Annotated in this window: 22 protein-coding genes; 13 read left to right on the top strand and 9 right to left on the bottom strand. The window is 70.9% G+C overall.

The window, feature by feature from the left end; all coding sequences use genetic code 11:
* Window positions 1–3: 3 nt before the first annotated feature.
* From ACFT2C_RS00110 to ACFT2C_RS00100, 3 genes are read right to left on the bottom strand one after another with little or no spacing between them, the layout of a single operon-like run.
* On the bottom strand, window positions 4–567 hold the full coding sequence (locus ACFT2C_RS00110) for a peptide deformylase (protein ID WP_377204969.1): 564 nt from the start codon (window positions 565–567) through the stop codon (window positions 4–6).
* A gap of 24 nt (window positions 568–591) precedes the next feature.
* On the bottom strand, window positions 592–924 hold the full coding sequence (locus tag ACFT2C_RS00105) for a TfoX/Sxy family protein (RefSeq protein WP_377204968.1): 333 nt from the start codon (window positions 922–924) through the stop codon (window positions 592–594).
* Between the two features lie 10 nt (window positions 925–934).
* Window positions 935–1,423 (bottom strand): nitroreductase family deazaflavin-dependent oxidoreductase, encoded by a 489-nt coding sequence (locus ACFT2C_RS00100; protein ID WP_377204967.1) that lies wholly within the window; start codon window positions 1,421–1,423, stop codon window positions 935–937.
* A gap of 86 nt (window positions 1,424–1,509) precedes the next feature.
* Here ACFT2C_RS00100 and ACFT2C_RS00095 point away from each other — a divergent pair, with 86 nt between their 5' ends.
* The 6 genes from ACFT2C_RS00095 to ACFT2C_RS00070 all read left to right on the top strand — a co-directional run bounded on the left by ACFT2C_RS00095 (window position 1,510) and on the right by ACFT2C_RS00070 (window position 8,461).
* A complete protein-coding gene (locus ACFT2C_RS00095) occupies window positions 1,510–4,494 on the top strand; it encodes a glycoside hydrolase family 2 TIM barrel-domain containing protein (protein WP_377204966.1) in 2,985 nt (994 codons plus the stop codon).
* Between the two features lie 84 nt (window positions 4,495–4,578).
* Window positions 4,579–5,694 carry a mannonate dehydratase gene (locus ACFT2C_RS00090; protein WP_377205259.1) on the top strand — a complete coding sequence of 372 codons (1,116 nt, stop codon included), beginning with the start codon at window positions 4,579–4,581 and terminating at the stop codon, window positions 5,692–5,694.
* Between the two features lie 62 nt (window positions 5,695–5,756).
* A complete protein-coding gene (locus ACFT2C_RS00085; RefSeq protein ID WP_377204965.1) occupies window positions 5,757–6,365 on the top strand; it encodes a DinB family protein in 609 nt (202 codons plus the stop codon).
* 4 nt (window positions 6,366–6,369) lie between these two features.
* On the top strand, window positions 6,370–6,981 hold the full coding sequence (locus tag ACFT2C_RS00080) for a GNAT family N-acetyltransferase (RefSeq protein WP_377204964.1): 612 nt from the start codon (window positions 6,370–6,372) through the stop codon (window positions 6,979–6,981).
* 159 nt (window positions 6,982–7,140) lie between these two features.
* Window positions 7,141–7,551, top strand: a complete 411-nt coding sequence (locus ACFT2C_RS00075; protein ID WP_377204963.1) for a VOC family protein — start codon at window positions 7,141–7,143, stop codon at window positions 7,549–7,551.
* A 43-nt stretch (window positions 7,552–7,594) separates the two neighbouring features.
* Window positions 7,595–8,461 carry an alpha/beta fold hydrolase gene (locus tag ACFT2C_RS00070; RefSeq protein WP_377204962.1) on the top strand — a complete coding sequence of 289 codons (867 nt, stop codon included), beginning with the start codon at window positions 7,595–7,597 and terminating at the stop codon, window positions 8,459–8,461.
* Between the two features lie 116 nt (window positions 8,462–8,577).
* Here the strand turns inward: ACFT2C_RS00070 and ACFT2C_RS00065 are convergent, their stop codons facing one another.
* Together ACFT2C_RS00065 and ACFT2C_RS00060 are read right to left on the bottom strand one after the other, a co-directional pair.
* Window positions 8,578–9,489 carry a fructosamine kinase family protein gene (locus ACFT2C_RS00065; RefSeq protein WP_377204961.1) on the bottom strand — a complete coding sequence of 304 codons (912 nt, stop codon included), beginning with the start codon at window positions 9,487–9,489 and terminating at the stop codon, window positions 8,578–8,580.
* Window positions 9,490–9,505: 16 nt separating this feature from the next.
* Window positions 9,506–10,423: an alpha/beta hydrolase family esterase gene (locus tag ACFT2C_RS00060; RefSeq protein WP_377204960.1), complete on the bottom strand. Its 918-nt coding sequence runs from the start codon at window positions 10,421–10,423 to the stop codon at window positions 9,506–9,508.
* 214 nt (window positions 10,424–10,637) lie between these two features.
* On the opposite strand from ACFT2C_RS00060, the gene ACFT2C_RS00055 reads away from it, so the two are divergent.
* Both ACFT2C_RS00055 and ACFT2C_RS00050 read left to right on the top strand, forming a co-directional pair.
* Window positions 10,638–11,318: a Type 1 glutamine amidotransferase-like domain-containing protein gene (locus tag ACFT2C_RS00055; RefSeq protein ID WP_377204959.1), complete on the top strand. Its 681-nt coding sequence runs from the start codon at window positions 10,638–10,640 to the stop codon at window positions 11,316–11,318.
* Window positions 11,315–11,791 (top strand): GNAT family N-acetyltransferase, encoded by a 477-nt coding sequence (locus ACFT2C_RS00050; RefSeq protein ID WP_377204958.1) that lies wholly within the window; start codon window positions 11,315–11,317, stop codon window positions 11,789–11,791. The genes ACFT2C_RS00055 and ACFT2C_RS00050 overlap by 4 nt, the downstream gene beginning before the upstream one ends.
* A gap of 12 nt (window positions 11,792–11,803) precedes the next feature.
* Here the strand turns inward: ACFT2C_RS00050 and ACFT2C_RS00045 are convergent, their stop codons facing one another.
* Window positions 11,804–12,973 carry an AI-2E family transporter gene (locus ACFT2C_RS00045; RefSeq protein ID WP_377204957.1) on the bottom strand — a complete coding sequence of 390 codons (1,170 nt, stop codon included), beginning with the start codon at window positions 12,971–12,973 and terminating at the stop codon, window positions 11,804–11,806.
* A 179-nt stretch (window positions 12,974–13,152) separates the two neighbouring features.
* Between ACFT2C_RS00045 and ACFT2C_RS00040 the strand changes: the two genes are divergently transcribed.
* Window positions 13,153–13,512: a hypothetical protein gene (locus tag ACFT2C_RS00040; RefSeq protein WP_377204956.1), complete on the top strand. Its 360-nt coding sequence runs from the start codon at window positions 13,153–13,155 to the stop codon at window positions 13,510–13,512.
* Window positions 13,513–13,553: 41 nt separating this feature from the next.
* Here the strand turns inward: ACFT2C_RS00040 and ACFT2C_RS00035 are convergent, their stop codons facing one another.
* A complete protein-coding gene (locus tag ACFT2C_RS00035) occupies window positions 13,554–13,964 on the bottom strand; it encodes a MerR family transcriptional regulator (RefSeq protein ID WP_377204955.1) in 411 nt (136 codons plus the stop codon).
* 55 nt (window positions 13,965–14,019) lie between these two features.
* Between ACFT2C_RS00035 and ACFT2C_RS00030 the strand changes: the two genes are divergently transcribed.
* Window positions 14,020–14,970: an SDR family NAD(P)-dependent oxidoreductase gene (locus ACFT2C_RS00030; protein WP_377204954.1), complete on the top strand. Its 951-nt coding sequence runs from the start codon at window positions 14,020–14,022 to the stop codon at window positions 14,968–14,970.
* Window positions 14,971–14,983: 13 nt separating this feature from the next.
* Here ACFT2C_RS00030 and dnaB read toward each other — a convergent pair whose 3' ends face one another.
* Window positions 14,984–16,348, bottom strand: coding sequence for a replicative DNA helicase (gene dnaB / locus ACFT2C_RS00025; protein WP_377204953.1), 1,365 nt, complete (start codon window positions 16,346–16,348; stop codon window positions 14,984–14,986).
* A 374-nt stretch (window positions 16,349–16,722) separates the two neighbouring features.
* Between dnaB and ACFT2C_RS00020 the strand changes: the two genes are divergently transcribed.
* Both ACFT2C_RS00020 and ACFT2C_RS00015 read left to right on the top strand, forming a co-directional pair.
* Window positions 16,723–18,066: an MATE family efflux transporter gene (locus ACFT2C_RS00020; protein ID WP_377204952.1), complete on the top strand. Its 1,344-nt coding sequence runs from the start codon at window positions 16,723–16,725 to the stop codon at window positions 18,064–18,066.
* Window positions 18,067–18,136: 70 nt separating this feature from the next.
* Window positions 18,137–19,189, top strand: a complete 1,053-nt coding sequence (locus tag ACFT2C_RS00015; RefSeq protein WP_377204951.1) for a tetratricopeptide repeat protein — start codon at window positions 18,137–18,139, stop codon at window positions 19,187–19,189.
* 3 nt (window positions 19,190–19,192) lie between these two features.
* On the opposite strand, the gene ACFT2C_RS00010 is transcribed toward ACFT2C_RS00015, so the two are convergent.
* Entirely contained in the window at window positions 19,193–20,110 is a 918-nt protein-coding gene (locus tag ACFT2C_RS00010) for a winged helix-turn-helix domain-containing protein (RefSeq protein ID WP_377204950.1), read from the bottom strand.
* 480 nt (window positions 20,111–20,590) lie between these two features.
* Here ACFT2C_RS00010 and ACFT2C_RS00005 point away from each other — a divergent pair, with 480 nt between their 5' ends.
* Window positions 20,591–24,610 (top strand): S8 family serine peptidase, encoded by a 4,020-nt coding sequence (locus tag ACFT2C_RS00005; protein WP_377204949.1) that lies wholly within the window; start codon window positions 20,591–20,593, stop codon window positions 24,608–24,610.
* The last annotated feature ends 58 nt before the right edge of the window (window positions 24,611–24,668 follow it).

Raw genomic sequence — 24,668 nt, 5'->3', positions numbered from 1 at the left:
GCGTCAGACCGGCCAGGTGCTCGGGTAGTCGCGAGAGGCCTCGGCATGCTGCCGCCGGTGCGCCTTGCGGTCCTTGGCAGACAACCGGTCCTCCATCACCGTGCCGTGCAGGTGGTCCGTCTCGTGCTGCAGGCATCGCGCGAAGTAGCCGGAGCCGACCACAGTGATCGGGGCACCGAACTGGTCCTGGCCGTGGCAGACGACCTGGTCCGGACGAGACATCGGCGAGTAGGCCCCCGGCAGGGACAGGCAGCCCTCCAAGTCGGTCGCCAGACGTCGGTCGGCGCCGGTGGGCAGCTCCAGTACCGGGTTGCAGACCAGGCCGGTGCGCCGAACGGCGTCGGCGTCGAAGGTGTCGTAGACGAACGCCGCCAGGTCCACCCCGATCTGGGGTGCGGCCAGTCCCGCTCCCTGAGCGGCCCGGTTGGTCGCGAACAACGTGCAGAGCAGGTTCCACAGCTCCGGGCCGAACTCCTCGACCGGCCGGGCAGGTCGGTGCAGCACCGGCTGGTCCCAGCGGGTGATCGGTACGGCGGTGCCCTCGCGCAGCAACTGGTCCAGCGGCATGTCATTCGCCTTTCTCGTGGTCGGTTATTTGGGCGGGAGCGAGCGGGCGTAGTCCACCCCGCGCTGTACCCACTCCGAGAGCTCCGCCTCGGTGCCGAGGCCGTCGGGCCCAACGGCCAGCCAGCCGGCCATGGTTCGCGCGCCCATCACCGCGCGCGTGGCGATCGAGGTGCGCACCAGCTCTTCCGCGGCATCCGCCCCGACCCTGACCAGGATCCCTTCCGAGCCGCGCACCCCCACCGCGAGGTTGCCGTTGACCATGAACGACAGCCCGCCGAACATGCGCCGCTCGGTGACCTCGGGCGCGCCGTCCAGGACGGTGCGGATCTCGTCCGCGAGGGCAAGGTCGTATGCCATGCAAACGAGGCTACGTGAGCGGCTGCAGCCGGAACAGCCGCACCACCCGGCCGGAGTCCCGTTCGTAGGCGCGGTAGCCCGGCCACTGTGCCTCGATCAGGGCCCAGGCGGCGGCGCGCTCGGCGCCGGCCTCGATGGGCGCGGCCCGGACCGGCATCCGCCGTCCTCCCACGCTGATGCTCGCGTCGGGGTGGGCCAGCAGGTTGTAGGTCCATGCCGGATGGCGGTCCTGGGCGAAGGCGGTGCCCGCCACGATCGCCCGGCCGCGCCCGTCGGGCGTGTACATGAGGTACGTGTCGCGCGGCTCGCCCGACCGCGCACCCGTCGAGTGCAGGACGAGTGACGGCACCAGCACCGCGCTGACCTGGAACCGGCCGCGCGAGAGCCACTTGAGCGCGCGCTCGGCGGGCGGCAGCAGTATGGGTCCGGCGGCGCGGAACGCGCGCGTGCGTGTCAGCGGCGCGATGATCGATCGGACGAGGTGTACAAGGTTGGACACCTGCCCATTCTGTGCCGAGATGCGTTGTACCGTCGCGACGGCGCCTGCGCGCTCCGCTTCCTCACCCCACGCCGCCTGGAGGAGTCATGACCATCACCCACGAGTCCGTCGCCACACCCGACGGCGTCGTCGCGCCCCGGTTCCGCCCGCCGGCCGGGGCCTCCAGCTCCGCCTCCCTGTCGCTCGACGGCGAGTGGCGGTTCCGGCTGTTCCCGCACCCCGACACGGGCGTGGACCGCGCAGAGCCGGGCGACGACTGGGACCGCCTGGCGGTGCCCGGGCACTGGCAGCTCGCGCAGTCCCCGCACTCCTGGCCGTACGGCGTGCCCGAGTACAACAACGTGGCCTTCCCCTTCCCGGTCGAGCCGCCGCACGTGCCCGACGACAACCCGACCGGCGAGTACCGCACGACGCTCCGGCTGCCCGCCGACTGGCCCGACGGCGGCCGCACCCTGCTGCGCTTCGAGGGGGTGGACTCGTGGTTCCAGGTGGCCCTCGACGGCGAGCTGCTCGCCACGTCGCACGGCTCGCGCCTGCCCACCGAGGTCGACCTGACCGACAGGCTGCGGCCGGGCGGCGAGCACCTGCTCGCGGTGCGCGTCACCAAGTGGTCGGCCATGTCGTACGTCGAGGACCAGGACCAGTGGTGGCTCTCGGGCATCTTCCGCAGCGTCACGCTGGAGCACCGCCCCGACGGCGCGCTCGACGACGTCCGGGTGCACGCCGGCTACGACCACACGACCGGCGTCGGCACGCTGCGGGTGGATGCCGCGGCCGTCGTGGGCGAGGCGGGCGCCGTCGCGGCACGCGTGACGATCGCGGAGCTCGGCGTCGAGGGCTCCTCCGGCGAAGAGCTGCGGCTCGACGTCGAGCCGTGGAGCGCCGAGCAGCCGCGGCTCTACGACGTCGTCGTCTTGACGGACAGCGAGACGGTGACGCTCGCGGTCGGCTTCCGCACCGTCTCGATCGAGGACGGCGTGTTCCTGGTCAACGGGCGACCGATCAAGCTGCGCGGCGTCAACCGGCACGAGTTCGACCCGCTGCGCGGCCGCGCCGTCACGCCCGAGCGGATGCTCGAGGACGTGCTGCTCATGAAGCGGCACCACATCAACGCCGTCCGCACGAGCCACTACCCGCCGCACCCGCACTTCCTGGACCTGTGCGACCGCTACGGGCTCTACGTCATCGACGAGAGCGACCTGGAGACGCACGGCTTCGAGGACGACAGGGGCTGGGTCGGCAACCCGGTCGACGACCCGGACTGGACCGAGGTGCTCGTCGACCGGGTCACCCGGATGGTGCGCCGCGACGCCCATCACGCGAGCATCATCATGTGGTCGCTCGGCAACGAGGCCGGCGTCGGCCGCAACCTCGCGCACATGGCCGACGCCGTCCGCGCGCTCGACCCGAGCCGGCCCATCCACTACGAGGGCGACCGGACCAGCGACCACCTCGACGTGTACTCGCGGATGTACGCCGAGACCGAGGAGGTGGCGCTCATCGGCCAGGGCATCGAACCGCCGCTCGAGGACGGCGACGCCGATGCCCGGCGTCGGGCCATGCCCTTCGTGCTGTGCGAGTACGCGCACGCGATGGGCAACGGCCCGGGCGGCCTGTCCGACTACGACGCGCTCTTCGACCGGCACCCGCGCCTGCTCGGCGGCTTCATCTGGGAGTGGATCGACCACGGCCTGACCCGCACGGACTCCGACGGAGTCGAGTTCGGGGCGTACGGCGGCGACTTCGGCGAGCGGTTCCACGACGGCGTCTTCATCGCCGACGGCCTGCTCCTGCCCGATCGCACGCCGTCGCCCGGGCTGCTCGAGGCCGCCGCGGTGTTCGCGCCGATCCGGATCGACCCGCAGCCGGACGGCTCGCTGCGCGTCCGGAACCGCTACTCGTTCCGGGACTCCGGCCACGTCGAGCTGCGCTGGACGCTGCACCGCGGGGAGCAGGAGCTCGCCACGGGCACCCTCGACCGGCTGCTGGAGGCCGGAACCGAGGCGGCGGTGCGTCCGCCGTCCGACCTTGCCCTGCCGGAGCCGGGCGAGGCGCCCGTCTGGTGGACCGTGCGCGCCGTCCAGCAGAAGGCCGGGGCGCTGGAGGAGGCGTGGCTCGAGCCCGGCTTCGTGCTCGGCGCCGGCCAGCTCCTGCTCGTGGAGCCGGCGCCGCTCGCGGCCCCGGTTGGCCAGGCGACCGTCGAGGCCGACGGCGGGTTCCGGGCCGGCCCGGCGCTTTTCGACGGCCGCGGCGATCTCCGCTCGCTCGCGGGCCGTGGGGTGCACACCTTCCGGGTCGACGCCTGGCGTGCGCCGATCGACAACGACCACACGGGAGGCTTCTGGAGCACGCCTTCCGACGAGCGGAGGTGGCGCGACGCCGGCCTGCACCTCCTCGCCGAGCGCAAGGCTGGAGCCGGCGTCACCGCGGAGGGGGCGCTCGAGATCGACGCCCGGGCCGCGGGACCGGCGACCCGCGCCGGGTTCGCCACGCGCTACCGCTGGCAGCCCGTCACCGACGCGCCCGACGCCGTGGACCTGCTCCTCGACGTCCGGCCGGAGGGGCGCTGGCCCGAGAGCGTCGCGCGCCTCGGGCTGCTGCTCGCGCTCGACGAGCCGCAGGCGGCGGAGACCGGCGTCCGGTGGACGGGTCTCGGCCCGGACGAGTCGTACGCGGACTCGACCAGGGCGGCCCTCGGGGGCGCGTGGCGGCACACCGTCGCCGACTGGCAGACCCGGTACACCCACCCGCAGGAGAACGGCGCGCGGCGCGGCGTCACGAGCGCCGTCCTGTCCTTCGCCGACGGCACCGGCCTGCGGATCGACGCCGACGAGGTCACGGTCGGCGCGGCCTCGCAGCTCGGGGTCGAGCTGTCGCTGCGCCCGTGGTCCGACGAGGCGCTGGAACGTGCGGCCCACCCGCACGAGCTCGTGCCGGACGGCCGGCTGTGGCTGCACATCGACGCCGCCCAGCACGGCGTCGGCAGCGCCGCCTGCGGCCCGGGCGTCCTGCCGAACGCGCAGCTGCATGCCGCGCCGTTCCGGATGCGCCTGCGTTTCACCGCTCTGTGAGCACCGTGCCCGCCCCGCTCGTCGGGGCGGGCATGATGTATACAAGAGCGGCTGACAACGACGACGAGGAGAACCGCTGTGAAGATGGGCTTCCGCTGGTACGGCGAGGGCAACGACACCGTGACCCTGGATCACGTACGCCAGATCCCTGGCGTGGAGACCATCGTGTGGAGCCTGCACCACAAGCAGGCCGGCGAGGTGTGGGAGCAGGCGGAGATCGACGCCGAGGTCGCACGCATCACTGGCCTGTCCGACGATGCGCGTGCCCGCGGCATCACGCGGACGTTCGACGCCGAGGTGGTCGAGTCGGTCAACGTGCACGAGTCGATCAAGCTGGGCCGGACCGTCCTCGGGATGAGCCGGGACGAGGCCATCGAGAACTACGTCACGACCATCCGACGGCTCGGCCGGGCCGGCGTGAAGGTGGTCTGCTACAACTTCATGCCCGTCTTCGACTGGCTGCGCACCGACCTCTGGCACCCGCTGCCCGACGGCTCCACCGCGCTGTACTACGAGAAGGCTGTGGTCGACAAGATGTCGCCCGAGTCGCTCATCGCGGACATGGAGGCCAACACCCACGGGCTGACACTTCCCGGCTGGGAGCCGGAGCGGCTGGCCAGCTTCAGCGAGCTGAACGCCGCGTACCAGGGCGTCACGCACGACGACATGTACGCGAACTACCGCTACTTCCTCGACGCCGTGATCCCCGCCTGCGAGGAGGCCGACGTCAAGCTCGGCGTGCACCCCGACGACCCGCCGTTCGACGTCTTCGGGTGGCCGCGCGTCGTCTCCACCAAGGAGGGCATCGCGCGGGTGCTCGACCTGCACCCGAGCCCGCACCACGGACTCACGCTGTGCCTGGGCAGCTTCTCGGCCAACCCCGAGCAGGACGCCGTCGACGCCGTGCGCACCTTCATGGACCGCATCCACTTCACCCATGTGCGCAACATCAAGCACTTCGACAACGGGGACTTCACCGAGGTCGCGCACCGCGCGTCCGAGGGCAGCGTCGACACCACCGGGATCATGAAGGCCTACGCGGAGGCCGGCTACCAGGGCTACGTCCGGCCCGACCACGGCCGGCACCTGTGGGACGAGAACACCACGAACAAGCCCAGGCCCGGCTACGGCCTGTATGACCGCGCGCTCGGCATCCAGTACCTCCTCGGCGCGTGGGACGCGTTCCGCTACCAGGGCTGAGCGGCGGCGGGGCGCGGATTTCCCGTGGCGACACGTTGCGGTACGGGTCCACGATTGTCCGCATGGAGCCACAGGAGCAGGCCGAGGAATCCCGGACAACGCGCTGGACACAGTCGACAGTCTTCCCCGACATGTGGGCCGACCCCGACGACGACCCGCGCGAGACCGACACCCCGACCGGCGACGAGCGCGCCCTGCTGCTCGACTACCTCCGCTACTACCGGCTGACCCTGGAGATGAAGTGCGGAGGGCTCGACGCCGAGCAGTTCGCCCGCCGGTCGGCCCCGCCGTCGACCATGTCACTGCTCGGGCTGGTGCGGCACCTCGCCGACGGCGAGCGGCATCTGCGCCGCGTCATGGCCGGCGAGGACGCCCCGGACCTGTACCGCACCGACGAGGACCGCGACGGGGAGTGGAACGGCGCCGTCGCCGACCCGGCGGTCGTCGAGGACGCCTGGCGGACCTGGCACGCCGAGATGGAGGCCACTGACCGCTACCTGGACGGTGTCACCGACCTCAGTACCTGGAACGCCGGCGAGTCCGACCTCGGCCCCGACGGCGCGAACCTCCAGCTCCGGGACGGCCTGATCTCCCAGATCGTGGAGTACGCCCGGCACTGCGGCCACGCCGACATCCTGCGCGAGCGGATCGACGGTCGGGTCGGCCAGTGATCGCATGACTGCCGCCGACACGCGCTCGATAGTCGTCGTCCCCGCCAACGAGGCCTCGTGGGAGGACCTGCAGGCGGTGTTCGGCGAGCGCAGCACCCCGCACTGGTGCCAGTGCCAGTGGTTCAAGTTCCCCAACGCGGAGTTCGACGCGATGGACGGCCCTGAGCGGCGCGAGCGGTTCGCGGAGCAGACCGCGTGCGGGGACCCGGCAGCGCCGTCGACCAGCGGCCTCATCGCCTCTGTGGATGGCGAGCCGGTCGGGTGGTGCGCGGTGGAGCCGCGTACCGCCTACCCACGCCTGCGCACCTCCCGGCTCGTCTGGGCCGGCCGTGACGAGGACCGCGATGACGCCTCGGTGTGGGCGGTGACCTGCTTCGTCACCCGGAAGGGCTACCGCCGCCAGGGAATCAGCACCGCCCTGGCGCGGGCCGCCGTCGGCTTCGCCCGGGACCGCGGCGCGACTGCGGTCGAGGGTTACCCGCTGCTGCCCCGCGCCGACGGCCGGGTGACGAGCGGCGATCTCTATGTCGGGACCGTCGGCATGTTCGAGGCCGCGGGGTTCGCCGAGGTCAGCCGGCCGACGGAACGACGCGCGGTGATGCGGATCGTGACCTGAGGGCGATCCGGCATTCCTGGCCACCACGGATGAAGAACGCGCGCGTCTGACCCTGCCGCGTTGCGCTTGCGCCCGACGGTGGGAGCCTGGAGGTATCCGGCGCCCCCGCACCACGCACCCGCGGTGCGCTCGCCGGCCGATCACAAGGGAGTGACGACCATGGTCACTGTGCGGAACGTATATCCCACCTTCGCGGCGCCCGACATCGCTGCGGCACGCGCGTTCTACGCGGACACCCTCGGACTACAGGTGACGCCCATGGACGACGGGACAGGCCTGGCGATCCACCTCGACGGCGGCAACTCGGTGTTCGTCTACCAGAAGGACAACCACGAGCCCGCCGGCTTCACGGTGATGCACCTGGCGGTCGACGACGTCGACCAGGCTGTCGACGAGCTCACCGCCAAGGGCGTGACGTTCGAGCGGTACGAGGGGTTCGACCAGGACGAGAAGGGTATTGCGCGCGGGTTCATGGAGGGCGGGGACGGCGCCTGGTTCACCGACCCGGCAGGCAACACCATCGGGCTCGCGGACGGCGACGGATTCGGGAAGCTGCTCGGCCAGGGCTGAGCCCGGGCTGAATCCCACACGGCCTCGGCTAACATCTGGCGGCATGTCCCCTACGTTCGTGCTGGTCCACGGCGCTTTCGCCAACTCGTTCTCGTTCGCGCCGCTCCAGGCCGAGCTCGCCCTCCTGGGCCACCGCTCGGCAGCGGTCGACCTGCCCGGCCATGGTTTCGAGGCGACCTACCCCGCCGCCTACCAGGCCCCGCAGGACGCCGCGGGCCTCGCGACCGCCCCCGGCAGCATCAAGGGGGTGACCCTGGCGGACAACGCGGCTCGGGTCATCGAAGCGCTCGAACGCGCCAAGGAGCACGGACCGGTGATCCTGGTCGGCCACAGCCGAGGCGGCATCACGCTGACAGCCGTCGGCAACGCCCGCCCCGACCTCGTCGACCGGATCGTGTACGTCTCCGCCTGGGCACCGGTGGACCTCGACGTCGGCGACTACTACGCCCAGCCCGAGATGGCCGCCGCCGATCCGGCGGCGCTTGCGGGCGCGCTGGCGGCCGACCCGGCCGCCGTCGGCCTGCTGCGGTCCAACTTCCGCACCGCTGACCCGGGCGCGCTCGCCGGCTTCAGGGAGGCGTTCCTCGCCGACGGCACCGACGACGAGTTCTTCACCTTCCTCAACACCTTCCAGCCGGACGAGAACCTGGACGTGGGCACCTCGGCCGACCGAGCCCAGGCGGAGACGTGGGGCACGATCCCCAAGACCTACGTGCGGCTCAGCGCCGACACCAGCATCCCGCCCGCGATGCAGGACCGGATGATCCGGGAGGGCGACGCGCTCACGCCGGACAACCCGTACGACGTGCACACTCTCGAGTCCAGCCACCTGATGTGGCTGGTGCGTCCGCGGCCGGCGGCCGAGCTGCTGGTCGGGCTCGCCGTCAGCGAGGCTCTCGCAGCAGGCTGAGCTGGAGGTCGACGGCCAGAACTGGGTCCTCGACCTGGCGTAGACCCGGCGAGGTCAGTGCCGTTCACATCACGCGAATCCAGGTTCACGTGATGTGAACGACACTGAACACCAGGTCACGCCCGTCGTCGGAACGGGGCGAGGGTGGCGCGCACCTGGTCGGCCGCGCCCCAGTCGTCGTCGAACTGCGCGATGACCGCAAGGTGCTGGCGCAGCTGGAGGATCGGCATACGCTCCCGCCAGTCGCTGTCGAGCGAGGTCAGCTCCGCATACAGGTCGAAGAATCCCTTGGCCTCGGGCGGCGGAGACGTGGTCCACAGGTGCGCCAGATCGACCTCGGCCCACATGTACGAGACGGCCGGGTCGATCAGCGCGGGCAGCCCGTCGGGTGTGGCCAGGACGTTCTGCGCCCACAGGTCACCGTGCGTCAGGCAGGCGGGCCGCTCCGGGAGCAGCTCCGGCAGCCGGGCGCACAGCCGCTCCAGCGCCGACCGGTCCGCGGCGTCGAGCACCGCCGCGACCCGGGACTCGTCCAGCCAGCGCAGGAGCCGGTGCCGGGCGAAGAACTCGAACCCGTCGTCCTCCCAGGTATTGACCTGCCAACGGCGGCCCAGCCAGTTGTCGCGGTGCCAGCCGAACCTGGAGCGGGTGGTGCTCGTGTGCAGGTGCGCGAGTGCGTGCGCGAGCTGCTCCCAGAAGGCCTCGGAGCTCGGCCTGGGGCGCAGCACCGACAGCACGAGCAGGTCCCGCCCGGCGAGGAGCACCTCTGGCGTCGCGACGCCGCCGAGCGTGCGCAGCGCGGCGAGGCCTTCGGCCTCGGTCGCGAACGCATCGTCCGACGGCGGCTCGGCGAACGCCTTGACGAACATCGGCGCACCGTCCACGCGGCGGGCGAACCCCGCGGTCGCCGCGAGGCCCCCCGTCGCCGGCTCGATCGTGATGACGTCGGTGATCCCCGCCGCGTGCAAGCGCTCGCGCAGCATGGACGCGGAGTCATCCGGGCGTGCCGGCGCCGGAGGGCGATTCATGACGCAGAGCCTACGGTCAGGACGGGCTGCCGTCCGGCGTCGTCAGCGCTGCCGGCGTCAGCGCCGTGAAGAACTGCCAGATCTCACCCGGCACGTGCGACTGCGACTGCCCGCGGTCCCGGGCGTCCCACTGGTGGTCGCTGTCGTTCGCGATCCACACGACCGGGTAGCCGTCGCGGCACGTGTAGCTGGTCTTGATGTGCGTGCCGCTGCCCGCGGCGGGCTCCGGCGCCTGCTGCGGCTGGCACCCGTTGTTCTGCAGGAAGCGGTCGCGCAGCGCACGGCCCTGCGAGATGTTCAGGACGCTGTCCGCGACACCGTGGGAGCCGAGGTACGCGATGGGCTGGGTGCCGCCGGCGCACCCGGAGAGCTGGGCGCCGTTGAGGACCGCGACCGCGCGGAACACGTCGGCCCGTGCGCACGCCAGGGCGTTGCTCATGCCGCCGCCGTAGCTGAAGCCGGTCGCGAACCGCTGGCTCCTGTCGATGCAGAACGCGGAGTCGAGGGTGCGCAGCACGTCGTCCACGAACGTGACGTCCCGGCCGTCGCTGTTGGGCCAGGCGTTGTCGATGCCCTGCGGGGCCACGAAGATCGTGCTGTCGCTCGCGAGCGGCTTCAGGCCGTAGAAGCCCTGGTTCACCACGTCCTGGGACGTACCGCCCCACCAGTGCAGCCCCACGACCAGGCGGTAGGGCCGGCTCGGGTCGTACCCGGCGGGCACGTCGAGGCGGAACGTGCGGGACTGTCCGCCGCTGGTGATGGTGTGGTTGCCGGTCCCCAGCCCTGCGGGCTGGCTGCAGCCGGCGGTGGCGGACGCCGGGACGGCGTCTTCGGGCAGAGCGGAGGCGGGCGCGTTCAGCCCGCCGAAGGCGAGCAGGGCGGCCGCGGCCGCCAGCAGGAACCGCCGGCCTCGGGACGGGGTGGAGTGTTGCATGGTGTCGCTCCCTTCAGCAGGGTCCCCGGCCACGCTGCCGGGGACGACGTCCGCGGGACGACGTCCCCCGGTGCGGCGAATTTATCGATACACATCGGCCGGGGTGAAGGGGCTTAAACGGTTCAGGCGGGAGTCGGGCACGGGCAGCGATGATTCCTGCGGCGGTCCACCGTCTACCGGTCGTCAGCTCGCCTCACCCCGAACCTGGAGAATCATGCGGCTACTTCTCACCTCCGCAGGCGTCAAGAACCCCAGCATCCACGACGCGCTGCTCAGCCTCCTGGGCCGGCCGATCGCCGACTGCGACGCCCTCTGCATCCCCACCGCGCTGTACGGGCATCCGGCCGTCGGCCCCGGGCTCAACGCCTTTGACTTCATCACCGGACGGTCCGACGACATGACCGGGCTCGGCTGGAAGTCGGTGGGCGTGCTCGAGCTGACCGCGCTGCCCACGATCGACGAGGAGCTCTGGGTCCCCAAGGTCCGGGAGGCGGACGTCCTCCTGGTGGCGGGCGGCGACGCCCTCTACCTGAACCACTGGATGCGGGAGTCCGGGTTCGTGGACCTCCTGCCGTCGCTGACCGAGACGGTCTACGTCGGGATGAGCGCAGGCAGCATGGTGATGGCCCCACGCATCGGGGAGTGGTTCGTCGAATGGCCGCCGCCGTCGGGCGACGACGCCACGCTCGGGATCGTCGACTTCTCGATCTTTCCGCACGTCGGCCACCCGATGCTGCCGTACAACACGATGGCCGCCGCCGAGAAGTGGGCCGCCGGGATCGGCGGGCCCGCGTACGCGATCGACGACGACACCGCCATCGTCGTGGCTGACGGGTCCGTCGAGGTCGTCACCGAGGGCCACTGGAAGCTCCTTGGCGGCACACTGGCCTCGTGAGCGATCCTGCCGAGGCGCCAGTCCTTCGTGCCACCGCCGCCGAGGCCGCGGTGGTGGGCCGGCTCCTGTGGGAGTTCAACGAAGAGTTCTCCTTCCACGGGCCAGGCGCGGACGAGCTGGCCGGCCGCTTCATGGACCTGCTCGACCGCGACGACGTCGTCGTCCTGCTCTCCGGCAGCCGTGACGACCCGACCGGCTTCGCCTTCCTCACGCTGCGCCCGACGCCCTACTACGACGGGCCGCTCGCACAGCTCGAGGAGCTCTACGTCAAGCCGCACCTGCGCGACCGCGGCGTCGGCACGGCGCTGCTGAGTGCCGCCGTCGACCTCGTCCGGTCGCGGCACGGCGGCGAGATCCACATCAACGTCGACGAGGTGGACGTGGACACGCGGCGGTTCTACGAGCGGCACGGCTTCACCAACATCCAGCCCGGCGAGGACTACCGCATGCTCTGCTACCTCCGGGAGGTCTGAGGTTCTCGCGGGTCAGACCGTCTCTGGTCGCTTCTTGCGGGCGAACCGTGCCGGCAGGTCGGGACCGTCCCACACCTGGATCGCGCGCCAGATCGACGCGGCGACCGGCACGGCGAGCACGGCCCCGGTGATGCCCGCGAGCACCGTCCCCGCGGTCAGCGCGAACAGGATGACGAGCGGGTGCAGGCGCAGGGTCCGGCCCATGACGATCGGCTGGAGGAAGTCGCCCTCGAGCTGGTTCACGGCCACCACGATCGCGACGACGATGAGCGCCTCGACCGGCCCGACGGCCACCAGCGTGACCAGGGCCGCGAGGATCCCGGCCACGGTGGCGCCGACCAGGGGGATGAAGGCGAGCAGGAAGACGAGCACGGACAGTGGGATGACGAGAGGCACGCCCACGATCGCCAGGCCGATCCCGATACCGACGGCGTCGACCAGCGCCACGATCGCCGTCCCGCGCACGTAGCCGCCGAGCGTGCTGACGGTGGCCGCACCGACACGCTGCCCGCGCTCGTACCGGTGCCCCTCGAACGGCCGGAGCAGGAACTCCCACATCGCCGGGCCGTCCTTCAGGAAGAAGAACAGGACGACGATCATGATGAAGAAGCCCGCGACGAAGTCGGCGGTCTGCGAGACGCCCGCGATGGCACCGGAGCCCACGGCGTCGGACTGCAGCAGGTTCACGGCGGCCTCGCGCACCGACGCGATCTGCTCGTCGCCGATGTCGAAGGGCAGGTCCTGGACGTAGGTCTGGAGGGAGTCGAAACCGTCGAGCGCCTGGGCGAGCAGCTCGCCCCACTGGTCCACGACGGCGCGCACCACGAGCCACACGATCCCCGACAGGAGCGCGACCAGCGCCAGGAGCGAGACCCACGTCGCGAGCAGCGACGGCAGACCGCGGCGACGCAGGAACGAGACCAGCGGGAAGATCGCCGCCGCCAGTACGAGCGCGATGAGGACGGGGATCACGACGAGGGTCAGGCGCGTGCCCACGTACCCGAAGACGGCGATGACCGCGATGATCGCGAGGATCTGCAGCGACCGCGTGCCGACGCGGCCGAAGCCGTCGGACCAGAGCCGGGACGTCGCGCTATCGCTGGGCGTCTCGTGCTCGGCCGGTGGCTGTGCCTCGGTGCTCGGGCCGGCGGACGGTGCTGTGCGGCGGCCGAAGAGACCCATTGCCGGTCCTCCTTGTGCGGCGCCCGGCGGGTGCCGGACATACCGACGCTATTGCGGTCGTGCCCAGGTCGCGCGGCGGCACGTGCGTCGACGCACGCCGCAGGTCCATCCTTGAGCGATCGATGAGTTCGGGGTGGTCACCACGGTCAACGCCCTGGGCACGACGAGCGGAGGTACGCATGGCGAAGATCGGCGACGTCCAGCCGCTGGGCACCAGTCTGGAACGCTCCTACGAGGTGTACGTGCGTGGCCGGCTGAAGTTCCGCGTCGGCCAGCTCGTCTACGTGGCGTTCTCGCTCGACGAGTCGGTGATGGGCTTCGCGTTCCCCAAGGAGGAGCGGGCGGACTTCGTCGCGAGCGATCCGCGCAAGTTCCAGCTGCCCTCCGCGTCGGACATGCGCTTCAACTGGCTGCACGCCGACCTCGCCGCGCTGGATCGAGAAGAGGCGCGCGAGCTGGTAATCGACGCGTGGCGCATGGTCGTCCCCCAGAAGGTCTCCCGCGCCTACGACGTCGCGCATCCCGGAGCTGCCGGCTGATGCGGAGGCGCCGGTCCTCTGACGCGGTCGGAACCGCACCCTCAAGGCGGGCTCCATAGGTCGCCCGCACCGCCTTGCGCCAGGTGCTTCTCGTACATATCGATCTTGAAGCCGATCACCTCGAGGCAGGTGGTCAGCTCCGCGATCCGCTCCACTACCAGGTCCCTGTGCTCGTGCAGCAGCCCGAGCCGGATGTGCTCGTTGCCCGGCCCTTGCCGCACCAGCTCGGCAAAGCGCCGGATCGTCACCAGCGGCATTCCCGATGCACGGAACCTCGTGCAGTACTCCAGCCACTCAACGTCCCAGGCCGAGTAGACACGGCGGCCGCGTCCGTCGCGCCGCACCTCGCCCGCCAAGAGACCCTCGCGCTCGTACAGGCGCAAGGTGTGCACACCAAGGCCGGTTCGTGCGGAGACCTGGCCGATAGTCAGCTCGCTGGATGCTGCAGTCATGCGCCGAGCGTATGCCGTTGACCTAGACCTCGGTCGAGCACCTAGCTTCGGGTCCATGACCACACCGCAGCGTGGGATCGGCTCGGGTTTCGGCGCCCGTAGCACCACGGATGACGTTCTCAGAGGGATCGAATTGACCGGCAAGACGGCCATCGTGACCGGCGGATACTCCGGCCTCGGCCTGGTGACGACACGTGCACTGGCCCGCGCCGGCGCTCGCGTCGTCGTCCTCGCCAAGAGACCCGAGTTCGCAGGCCACGAGCTCGGCGGCATCGACGGCATCGAGATCGACGCACTCGACCTGGCCGACCTCGACAGCGTCCGCCGGTTCGCCGAGCGCTTTGTCGCCTCCGGCCGCCAGGCCGACATCGTCATCAACAACGCGGGCATCATGGCCTGCCCCGAGACCCGGGTCGGCCCAGGCTGGGAGGCGCAGTTCGCCGTCAACCACCTCGGCCACTACGCGCTGATCAACCGGCTCTGGCCCGCGATCGCCCGCGCCCGTGGCCGGGTCGTCGCTGTGTCCTCCGGTGCCCACGGCATTACCGGCATCCGGTGGCACGACGTACAGTTCACGAGGGATTACGACCGCTGGCAGGCGTACGGGCAGGCCAAGGCGGCTAATGTGCTCTTCGCCGTGCACCTCGACAAGCTCGGCCGCGACGCTGGCGTGCGGGCGTTCGCGCTACACCCCGGTGCCATCCTCACCCCCCTGCAACGGCACTTGTCCAAGGACGAGATGGTTGCTGCGGGCTGGATCGACGAGGGCGGCAACCCGGCCGACCCAACCTTCAAGACCCTCGAGCAAGGCGCGGCGACGCAGGTGTGGGCGGCGACCTCGCCGCAGCTCGCCGGCATGGGTGGCGTGTACTGCGAGGACTGCGACATTGCCGGGCCAGCGACCGAAGCTGGCGGCGTGCATGCCCACGCGATCGACTCCGCGGAGGCGGCACGCCTGTGGGAGCTGTCGGCCGAGCTCACCGGGGTGGACGCGTTCAGATCTTAGGATCCGACCGCGGTCAGACCTGCATGTCGACGAACCGTTGGTAGTGGCCCTGGAACGCCACTGTGATGACGTCGGTGGGGCCGTTACGGTGCTTGGCCACGATCAGGTCCGCCTCGCCGGCGCGCGGTGACTCCTTCTCGTAGGCGTCCTCGCGGTGCAGCAGGATCACGACGTCGGCGTCCTGCTCGATAGAGCCCGACTCGCGCAAATCGGACATCTGCGGTTTCTTGTCACTGCGTTGCTCAGCGCCACGGTTCAGCTGCGAGATCGCGATCACGGGCACCTCGAGCTCCTTCGCGAGCAGCTTGAGCGACCGCGAGAACTCGGAGACCTCCTGCTGACGCGACTCGACGCGCTTGCCGGACGACATGAGCTGGAGGTAGTCGATGACCACCAGCTTGAGGTCGTGCTTCTGCTTGAGCCGCCGGCACTTGGCGCGGATCTCCATCAGCGACATGTTCGGCGAGTCGTCGATGAACAGCGGGGCGTCCGAGACCTTGCCCATGGTCGCGGCGAGCTTCTGCCAGTCGCCGTCGTCCATGTTGCCGCTGCGCATCTTGGTCAGCGGTACGCGCGCCTCGGCGGCGAGCATTCGCATGACGATCTCGTTGCGGCTCATCTCCAGGGAGAAGATGACGGAGGCCAGGTTGTGGTGGATGGCCGCGTGAGAAGCGACGTTGATGCCCAAAACCGACTTGCCCACGGCAGGCCGGGCCGCAACGACGATCATCTGGCCGCCGTGCAGGCCGTTCGTCAGGCGGTCGAAGTCGGAGTACCCGGTCGGCACACCGGTGAGCCCCTCGCCGCGGCCCTGGGCGGCGTCGATCTCGTCGAACGTCGGCCCGATGATGTCGGCCAGCGGCAGGTAGTCCTCCGACGCGCGACGCTCGGTCACCGCGTAGACCTCGGCCTGTGCGTTGTTGACGACGTCGTCGACCTCGCCGCCGTCGGTGGCGTAGCCCATCTGGACGATGCGCGTGCCCGCCTCCACGAGGCGGCGCATGATGGCGCGCTCCCGCACGATCCGCGCGTAGTAGCCGGCGTTCGCCGCCGTGGGCACGCCCGCCATGAGGTCGTGCAGGTAGGGCGCCCCGCCGACGCGCGCGTGCTCGCCGCGGCGCTGCAGCTCGGCGAGCACCGTGATGGCGTCGGCCGGCTCGCCGCGACCGTAGAGGTCGATGATCGCGTCGTAGATGCCCTCGTGCGCCGGCCGGTAGAAGTCGTTGCCGCGGATCTGCTCGATCACGTCGGCGATCGCGTCCTTGGACAGCAGCATGCCGCCCAGCACGCTCATCTCGGCGGCGACGTCCTGCGGCGGTGTGCGGTCGAGGCCGGGGCCGCCCCCGGAATAGCTCGACTCGAGCTCCTCGATCGACATCCGCACTTCCTGCTTTCCTCAGCTCATGACGCCTCGGCGCACGCTACACGTGCGCTCCATCGACGTCCTACATCTGTTCTACTCCCCGCCACTGACACGGCCTGGGACGTCAGCCCCGACACGCCTTTGTGCCGTGCGCGACAGCCCCGCGAGCGCCCGGTCGGCCAAGCAAGCTCCGCTGACGCTAAGCCCCTGCGGACCCGAACGCAATGAGACCTGTGGACGGGCCTGTGCACAGCATGTGGAAAGGTGGCCCAGGGCTGTGCATAGCGGGTGGACAACCCTGTCCCCAGTTGTGGATAACCCCTGTGTAAAACATCACCATGTCCTCTGACCTGCATCGACGTAACCCCCAGCCTGTGGAGGAAAGAAAGTTGGGCGAGCCTCGCCACATCCCGGGTTCTCGACGGTCCACCGACCGGGAGATCCTCGCCCTCGCGGTCCCCGCGCTCGGGGCGCTCGTCGCCGAACCAGTCTTCGTGCTCGTGGACAGCGCTGTGGTGGGGCACCTCGGCACCGCCCAGCTCGCCGGTCTCTCGCTCGCGAGCAACGTGCTGCTCACGCTCGTCGGCCTGTGCATCTTCCTCGCGTACACGACGACGGCGTCCGTGGCCCGGCTGACGGGTGCGGGCAAGGAGCGGGCGGCGCTGCAGTCGGGGATCGACGGGATCTGGCTCGCGCTCGGGATCGGCGTGGTCCTCGTCGTCGTCCTGCTGCTCGGCGCCCCGCTGACGGTGACCGCGCTGGGCGCGGAAGGCGACGTCGCGCTGCATGCGGTGACCTACCTGCGGTGGTCGGCGCCCGGGCTCGCCGGGATGCTCGTGGTCCAGGCCGCGACCGGGGTGCTGCGCGGGCTGCGCGACACGCGTACGCCCCTGGTCGTCGCGGCGACCGGCGCGCTCCTGAACACCGGGCTGAACATCACGCTCGTGTACGGGGCGGGGATGGGGATCGCGGGGTCGGGCCTGGGTACGGCCATCACGCAGCTGCTCATGGCGGTGGTGCTCGGCGCGATCGTCGTGCGCGGCGCGCGCGCCCGCGGCGCGAGCCTGCGCCCCCACCGCGCGGGCATCCTGTCCGGTGCCCGCGCGGGCGTGCCGCTGATGATCCGGACGCTCAGCCTGCGCGCCGCGATCCTGCTCACCGCGGTGGTCGCCACCGACCTCGGCGCCGTGGCGCTCGCGGGACACCAGGTCGTGAGCTCGCTGTGGGGCTTGGCGGCGTTCGCGCTCGACGCGCTCGCCATCGCGGCGCAGGCGCTGGTGGGGCACGGGCTGGGTGCGGGCGACGTCGGCCACGTGCGCCAGGTGCTGCGCCGCTGCTTGCAGTGGGGGGTCGGGGCGGGAGCGGTGATCGGCGTCGTCCTCGCGGCGACAGGCTGGTGGATCGCGCCACTCTTCTCGCCGGATCCCGACGTGCGCGTCGCCGTCGCCCTCGGCATCGCGGTGTGTGGCGTCCTCATGCCGATGGCGGGCTGGGTCTTCGTGCTGGACGGCGTACTCATCGGCGCCGGCGACGGCCGCTACCTGGCCTGGGCAGGCATGGCCACGCTGGTGGTCTACCTCCCGTTCGCGCTCGCGGTGTCCGCCTGGGCACCCGACGGCGCGCACGGCCTGGCCTGGCTGTGGCTCGCGTTCGCCGGCGTGTTCATGGCCGCCCGCGCCGTGACCACGGGCTGGCGCGCGCGGGGGGACCACTGGCTGGTCACGGGGGCGTGAAGCGGGAGTCGATGTCAGTGGTCTCTGGCACCTTGGGGCGAACACGTTCCCCTCATGGAAAGACATCCACATGACTGAGCACCCCCTGCTGGACCCCGACGGCCGCGTTCTTCCGCTCCCGCCCGATCCGCTGAACCCGGTGTCGGACGAGGTCGAGCGTGGGCTGGCGGCGTACCGGGCGGGTGAGGTCGAGCAGGCTCGGGCGCTGCTGACCCCGGTCGCCGGCGCGGGACGAACCGCCCTTGCAGGGGAAGCGGCCATGGCCCTGGCGGGCATCGAGCTCGGCGAGAGTGGGTCCGACGGCGCCTGGCGGACCTGGCTGGAGCAGGTCGCCGCCGGCGAGGACCCGTGGCGCGGTCCCCTGGCCGCGGTAGCGCTCACCCCGGAGTTCCAGTCGGACGCATCCGCGGACTCCGGTGTGCTCCTGGACGGCCTCGCGGCCCAGCTCACCGGCGACCTGGCGACGGCCCAGTCGACGTTCGAGCAGGCCATCGCGGTCCACGAGCGCATGGAGACCGAGGACCTGGCGAAGATCCTGCTGGGCAACCTGCTGCTGCAGACCGGCGATCCGGATGCGGCGCTGAAGCCGCTGCACACCGCACGAACGATGTGCGACGGCCTGTTCGCGGGCTACGCGGGCCACCTCGAAGGGCACATCCTCGTCGGGCAGGACAAAAAGGACGAGGCGGGCAAGGTGCTCGCCTACGCCTGCAGAGAAGCCCACAAGGCCACGAGCGGGACGGAGGGGCTGTATCCCTGGGTCGCCATCCGGTTCGGCGAGCTGCTGGCGGGCGACCCTTGGCTGGACGTGGTCTACGACCAGGTCGAGAAGAGCGGCGTGAGCGTGGGCACCGTGGTGCGGGACCCGTTTGAGGGCGCGATGTACCACCGGCAGGTCAGCCGTCCCGCGCTCGTCGACATCGGCTTCCACCCGTTCCCCGGGGAATTCGGCCCGGTGCACGACGGGCTCGCCCGGCTGAGGACATGGAGCGAGGAGCGCTACGAGCGCGCTCGCAGGCTGGTGCTCGTCCTCCATGAACACGTCGAGGACTGGCGCGACGAGGACCGCACCCGAGGGCTGGCCGAGCTCCAGCGAGAGCTCGACCTTCCCGAGCCCCGCTGATCCCTACGCCGGCACCCTGAGCCGGTAGCCCACACCACGCACCGACGCGACCTCCACGTCACGGACGGGCGCGAGCCGCTTGCGCAGCCGCTTGACCGCGGACGTCACCGGGTCGGAGTCGCCGAGGTAGGGCAGCTGCCACACCCGCGCCGTGAGCTCGGCGAACGACCACACCCGCCCCGCCTCCAGGGCGAGCGTCGCGAGCAGGTCGAACTCCCGGGCCGACAGGTAGACGCGCCGCCCGAGCGCCGTCACCTCGCGGCCGGCGAGGTCGACGAGCAGCGGCCCGGCCACCAGCGGGTCCAGCGTGGGCGGGGCGATCATCGGGATCGCGCCCGTGACGGCGGGGACGGCGCCGGTGCGGGTGCGGGTGAGCCGGGTGTCCGCGGGCTCGCTGCCGGCGCCGAACGCCATGGTCTCCGCCGCCGGGAGCGACGGCGCGGGAATCGTCCCGTGCAGCACGGGCCGCGTCAGCATGCTGCCCGACGTCGGCCGGAACCGTCCACGGCGGGCCGTCGCTCCGCCGTCGGGCGCGCCAGGCAACGGCGGGGCCGAGGACAGCGCTGTCGACCGGCGGTCCGCGCCAGAGCGCACGACGCCGGTCGGGTTGTCGCCCTCGAGGAAGCGTCCGGCGGGGTCCTCGGGAAGGTGCCGGCCGTAGGTCTGTTCGGCGGACGGACCTGGGTTCTCGAACCGTTCGGGCGGCACGCTGAGGACGCGCCGGGACGGGCCGGCCGTGTGCCGGGGCGCGGCCTGGTTCGCGAGGACCGCGCGGGCGCCTTCCGCGTCCGGGGTCGCGAGCACCGTCGCCCGGCCACCGAGGAGGTGAGCGATCTCGATGATCTGGTCGGAGGGGAGGCCTACGCAGACGACGAGGCCGGGGGCGGAACCTGGTGCGGGGTCGAGCATCACGTGCGTCACCCTCCATGGGTCGGGCGTTCGGGCGCGGACCGGGTTAAACCCGGGCCAGCGGCGTCAGTTTGCCCCCGGGGCGTACCGTTTGGGTCAATTTTTCGTTACCTGCCCGTTGCGTGGCGGAAATGACGCATTCCCGCCCGAATGACGTTTTTGCGCCACGAAGGCCCTGGTAGGGGGTGAAATATGGACCTCGTGCGGGTGAAATCTCCGCCGCAACCCGCGACAAAGATCGTCACCCGTCGTTCGACCGCGTATTGACCGAGAAGTGACCCACACCTGACCCCGAACCGACCTTGTTGCGCTGACCAGCGCAAACGACGGTTAGGGCTGGCCCACGACCGTGGTCCGTCCACGCGCGTCCGAATCGCGGATGCGCCGGGTAATGGAGGGTTCATGCACCGTCGAACTGCTCTCGCACAACGCTCGACAACCGCCACAGCGGTTCTCGCGCTTGTCGCGACATCAGCTCTGAGCGTCGCCCCGGTGGCGTTCGCAGGAACGTCACCGACAACAGCGTCGACGACCACGAAGAGTGTTGCGGCCGATCCCGAGGACAAGTTCACCGACTTCGCCCGGGAGATGCTGGCCGAGCGCAAAACTGCCGACTTCTGGGTCGAGCTGGCCGACGAGGCGGACCTGACCGACGCCCGGGGCATCACCAACTGGGACGACCGTGGCCAGTACGTCTACGACGCGCTCACCAGCACCGCCAAGACGTCCCAGGCGAGCCTGATCAAGGAGCTCGAAGCCGCCGGCGCCGACTACGAGAGCTTCTGGATCAGCAACCGGATCCTCGTCGAGGACGGCACCCTCGCGCTCGCGGACAAGCTCGCCAAGAGCGGCGAGGTCCAGCGGATCAGCGAGACCGTGCAGCTGGACCTGGTCGAGCCGGTCAAGCGAGTCCCCGTCAGCGATAAGGGGACGCAGTCCGTCGAGTGGGGCCTGGACTTCATCAACGCCCCCGAGGTCTGGGACATGGGCTACACGGGTGAGGGCATCACGGTGTCGAACATCGACACGGGTGTGCAGTACGACCACCCGGCGCTCGCGGACAAGTACCGCGGCATGCAGGCCGACGGCACGGTCGTGAACGACTACAACTGGCAGGACACGTCCGGATCCGCCGAGGCGCCGTTCGACGACAACGGTCACGGCACGCACACCATGGGCACCATGGTGGGCGACGACGGCGCGGGCAACCAGATCGGCGTCGCACCCGGCGCGAACTGGATCGCCACGAACGGCTGCGACAGCTGCTCGGACACCGCCCTGCTCGAGTCCGGGCAGTGGATTGTCGCCCCGACCCGCACCGACGGCACGGACCCGGACCCGTCCAAGCGCCCCAACATCGTCAACAACTCGTGGGGCTACACCGCCGCGGGCTACATCGACGACTGGTTCACCGACACCACCGACGCCTGGGAGGCCGCAGGCATCTTCGGTGCCTGGGCCTCGGGCAACGCCGGCCCCGGCTGCACCACCACGTCGTCGCCCGGTGCGAACTCCGGCTCCTACTCCGTGGGCGCGTTCGACTCCTCCGGCACCATCGCGTCCTTCTCGTCGCGCGGCTCGGGCGAGGACGGCATGATCAAGCCCCACATCGCGGCCCCCGGCGTGAACGTCCGCTCCTCGGTCCCCGGTGACGGCTACGCCTCGTTCAACGGCACCTCCATGGCCACCCCGCACCTCGCGGGCGCCGTCGCGCTGCTGTGGAGCGCCGCCCCGGCGCTCGTCGGCGACATCGAGGGCACCAAGGCCCTGCTGAACGAGACCGCCGTCGACACGGACAACACCACCTGCGGCGGCACCGCCGACAACAACAACGTGTGGGGCGAGGGCAAGCTCGACGTCGCCGCACTCGTCGACGCCGCCCCGATCGGCGCCACCGGGTACGTCACCGGCACCGTGACGGACGCCGACGGCGCCCCGATCGCCGGCGCCGACGTCACCGTCGACGGCGAGCGGGACCGCACGGTCAGCACCGGCACCGACGGCACCTTCACCGCGCGCGTCGCCACCGGCGACTACTCGGTGTCCGCGTCCGCCTTCGGGTTCCTGCCCTCGACGCCGGCCCCCGCAGCCGTCACCGAGGACGGCACCGTCGACGTGCCGATCACGCTCGAGGCGGCCCCGTCGCACGCCGTGACCGGCACTGTCACCTTCGCCGGCTCGGGCGACGCCGTCTCCGGTGCCCCGGTCAGCCTCGGCAGCCACTTCGAGGACGTCACCACCGGCGCGGACGGCACCTTCGCCTTCGCCGACGTCCCCGAGGGCACCTACCCGCTCACGGTGGAGATGGGCGGCTGTGCCTCCTCCTACGAGGCCGACGTCGTGGTCGACGGCGCGAAGGACGTGCCCGTCGAGATCACCGCGGTGACCGACGACTTCGGCTACTCCTGCGCCACCTCGACCGGCGACTACCTGCAGGGCGACACGGAGACCTCCCTCACCGGCGACGACGTGCAGATGTCGCTCGACCTGCCCTTCGAGTTCCCCTTCTACGGCGTCGGCTACGACTCCGCGTTCGTCACCTCCAACGGCCACCTGAACTTCCTGGCCGGCACGACGAGCTACGCGAACGGCCCCATCCCCAACAGCTCGGTGCCCAACGCCGCCCTCTACCCCTTCTGGGACGACCTGCTCCTCGACGCCGACTCGGGCCTGTACACGGGCACGACGACGGTCGACGGCGAGGACGCGTTCGTCGTCGAGTGGCGCAACGTGCGCAAGTACAGCCCCGCCAGCGACCGCCTGAGCTTCTCGATCACGCTCCTCGCGGACGGCACCGTGCTCTTCGGCTACGGCGACGTCACCGACACTGACACCGCCAAGGGCAGCTCGGCGTCGATCGGCATCGAGAACGAGACCGGCACGATCGGCATGGAGTACTCGAACGGCGCCCCCGCGGTCTCCTCGGGGCTGACCATCACCTACACCGCCCCCGTCCTCGCGTTCCTCGAGGGCACGGTCACCGACCTGAACACCGGCGACCCGGTCAAGGGCGCCCACGTCACGGCCACGGCCGACGGCGTCACCCGGACCGCCACCTCGAAGGAGGACGGCACCTACTCGGCCATCGCCCTGCCCGGCGACTACACGGTCGACATCACGGCACCGGACTACGAGGCCAAGTCGGGCGTCGTCAGCCTCGCCCCCGAGGCCACCGGCACGTTCGACGCCGCCCTCGCGGCGGGCATGCTCGCCGTCAGCACCGAGTCGATCAGCACCACGCTGCCGATGGGCAGCTCGACGACCAAGCGGTTCACGGTGAAGAACGAGGGCACCGCGCCCGCCGCCGTCGAGATGGCGGGCACCGGCGGCGGCTTCGACATGCAGGGTATGGACGGCGCCGCCGTCATCCAGCACACCCAGGGCGAGGCCACCGTGGCCGAGTCCACCAAGCCGTCGGCCACGGCCGGCGGGTCGCTCGGTGGTTCGGGCTCACGGCTCCAGGCCGCGGGCAAGGGCACCGCAGGTGAGGGCGTGACGCCGGAGTCCATCCCGGTGTCGCCGAACGCGACGACCATCACCCACTCGACGTCGCAGGAGATCACCGCGCTGAACTCGGCCTCGTGCGGTGGCGTGGCGGGGACCACGGAGAACCACTTCTTCCGGACGTTCACGCTGAGCGACTTCGGCATCGACGACGACTTCGAGGTCTCGGACGTGTCGTTCGGCGTCGAGGAGGCCACGGCCCAGACCCTGACCGTCAACCTCTACACGCTGGACGGTGCCCTCACCTTCGCCAACCTGACCTCCATCGGGACGGCGGAGGCGGCCATCCCGGCGTCGACCCTGACGATGGTCTCGGTGCCCGTGACGGGTGAGGTGCCAGCCGGCGCCACGCTCGTGGTCGAGGTCGTCTCGGCCAACCAGCAGGCGAACGGTGGCGTCTTCTACATCGGGTCCAACGGCGCGGGCCAGAGCGCGCCGTCGTACCTGTCCGCGACCGACTGCTCGCTCCCGGAGCCGGCGACCACCGACTCCATCGGCTGGCCCGACATGCACATCGTCATGAACGTCTCCGGCGACACCGCCGGCGGCGGCATGGACTGGCTGACCATGGACCCGACCGAGTTCACGCTCGAGCCAGGCCAGAGCAAGACGATCACGGCGTCCATGAGCGGCGTGGTGGCCCAGCCCGGCACCTTCACCGGCAAGCTCGTGGCCGGCGCGGAGACGCCGTACGACACCCCGTCGGTGAACGTGTCCATGAAGATCAACCCGCCGAAGAGCTGGGGCAAGCTCGCCGGCACCGTGTCGGGCTTCTCGCCGGACGGCGTCGTCTCCCTCGGGGACTCCGTGGTCCAGGTCAACGGCCTCCACTCGGCGATCACCCTGGTCACCGGGGCAGGCGGCACATACGAGTACTGGTTCGACAAGTCGGAGAGGACGGCGCAGATCATCGCCACGTCCAACGGGTACGTCCCGCAGGTCGGCTCCGCGAAGGTGACGGCGGGCACCACCGTCGTGACCGACTTCGAGCTGGACCCGATCAAGTAGTCCTTCACCAGTAGTGCGCCCGGTGGTCGAGCTTGTCGAGACCAGGTCTCGACAAGCT

Origin of the sequence: Promicromonospora sp. NPDC057138 (assembly GCF_042670845.1) — a bacterium.
Lineage (GTDB): Bacteria > Actinomycetota > Actinomycetes > Actinomycetales > Cellulomonadaceae > Promicromonospora.
The sequence above is the reverse complement of the archived record's forward strand: the minus strand, read 5'-3'. Positions and strand labels throughout refer to the sequence as shown.

Coding starts and splice junctions, on each gene's coding strand:
- ACFT2C_RS00065 (WP_377204961.1), bottom strand. CDS start 9,489: ATGAATCGCCCTCCGGCGCCGGCACGCCCGGATGACTCCGCGTCCATG.
- ACFT2C_RS00035 (WP_377204955.1), bottom strand. CDS start 13,964: ATGACTGCAGCATCCAGCGAGCTGACTATCGGCCAGGTCTCCGCACGA.
- ACFT2C_RS00075 (WP_377204963.1), top strand. CDS start 7,141: ATGGTCACTGTGCGGAACGTATATCCCACCTTCGCGGCGCCCGACATC.
- ACFT2C_RS00080 (WP_377204964.1), top strand. CDS start 6,370: ATGACTGCCGCCGACACGCGCTCGATAGTCGTCGTCCCCGCCAACGAG.
- ACFT2C_RS00090 (WP_377205259.1), top strand. CDS start 4,579: ATGGGCTTCCGCTGGTACGGCGAGGGCAACGACACCGTGACCCTGGAT.
- ACFT2C_RS00015 (WP_377204951.1), top strand. CDS start 18,137: ATGACTGAGCACCCCCTGCTGGACCCCGACGGCCGCGTTCTTCCGCTC.
- ACFT2C_RS00085 (WP_377204965.1), top strand. CDS start 5,757: ATGGAGCCACAGGAGCAGGCCGAGGAATCCCGGACAACGCGCTGGACA.
- ACFT2C_RS00070 (WP_377204962.1), top strand. CDS start 7,595: ATGTCCCCTACGTTCGTGCTGGTCCACGGCGCTTTCGCCAACTCGTTC.
- ACFT2C_RS00095 (WP_377204966.1), top strand. CDS start 1,510: ATGACCATCACCCACGAGTCCGTCGCCACACCCGACGGCGTCGTCGCG.
- ACFT2C_RS00060 (WP_377204960.1), bottom strand. CDS start 10,423: ATGCAACACTCCACCCCGTCCCGAGGCCGGCGGTTCCTGCTGGCGGCC.
- ACFT2C_RS00030 (WP_377204954.1), top strand. CDS start 14,020: ATGACCACACCGCAGCGTGGGATCGGCTCGGGTTTCGGCGCCCGTAGC.
- ACFT2C_RS00055 (WP_377204959.1), top strand. CDS start 10,638: ATGCGGCTACTTCTCACCTCCGCAGGCGTCAAGAACCCCAGCATCCAC.
- ACFT2C_RS00105 (WP_377204968.1), bottom strand. CDS start 924: ATGGCATACGACCTTGCCCTCGCGGACGAGATCCGCACCGTCCTGGAC.
- ACFT2C_RS00040 (WP_377204956.1), top strand. CDS start 13,153: ATGGCGAAGATCGGCGACGTCCAGCCGCTGGGCACCAGTCTGGAACGC.
- ACFT2C_RS00110 (WP_377204969.1), bottom strand. CDS start 567: ATGCCGCTGGACCAGTTGCTGCGCGAGGGCACCGCCGTACCGATCACC.
- ACFT2C_RS00045 (WP_377204957.1), bottom strand. CDS start 12,973: ATGGGTCTCTTCGGCCGCCGCACAGCACCGTCCGCCGGCCCGAGCACC.
- dnaB (WP_377204953.1), bottom strand. CDS start 16,348: ATGTCGATCGAGGAGCTCGAGTCGAGCTATTCCGGGGGCGGCCCCGGC.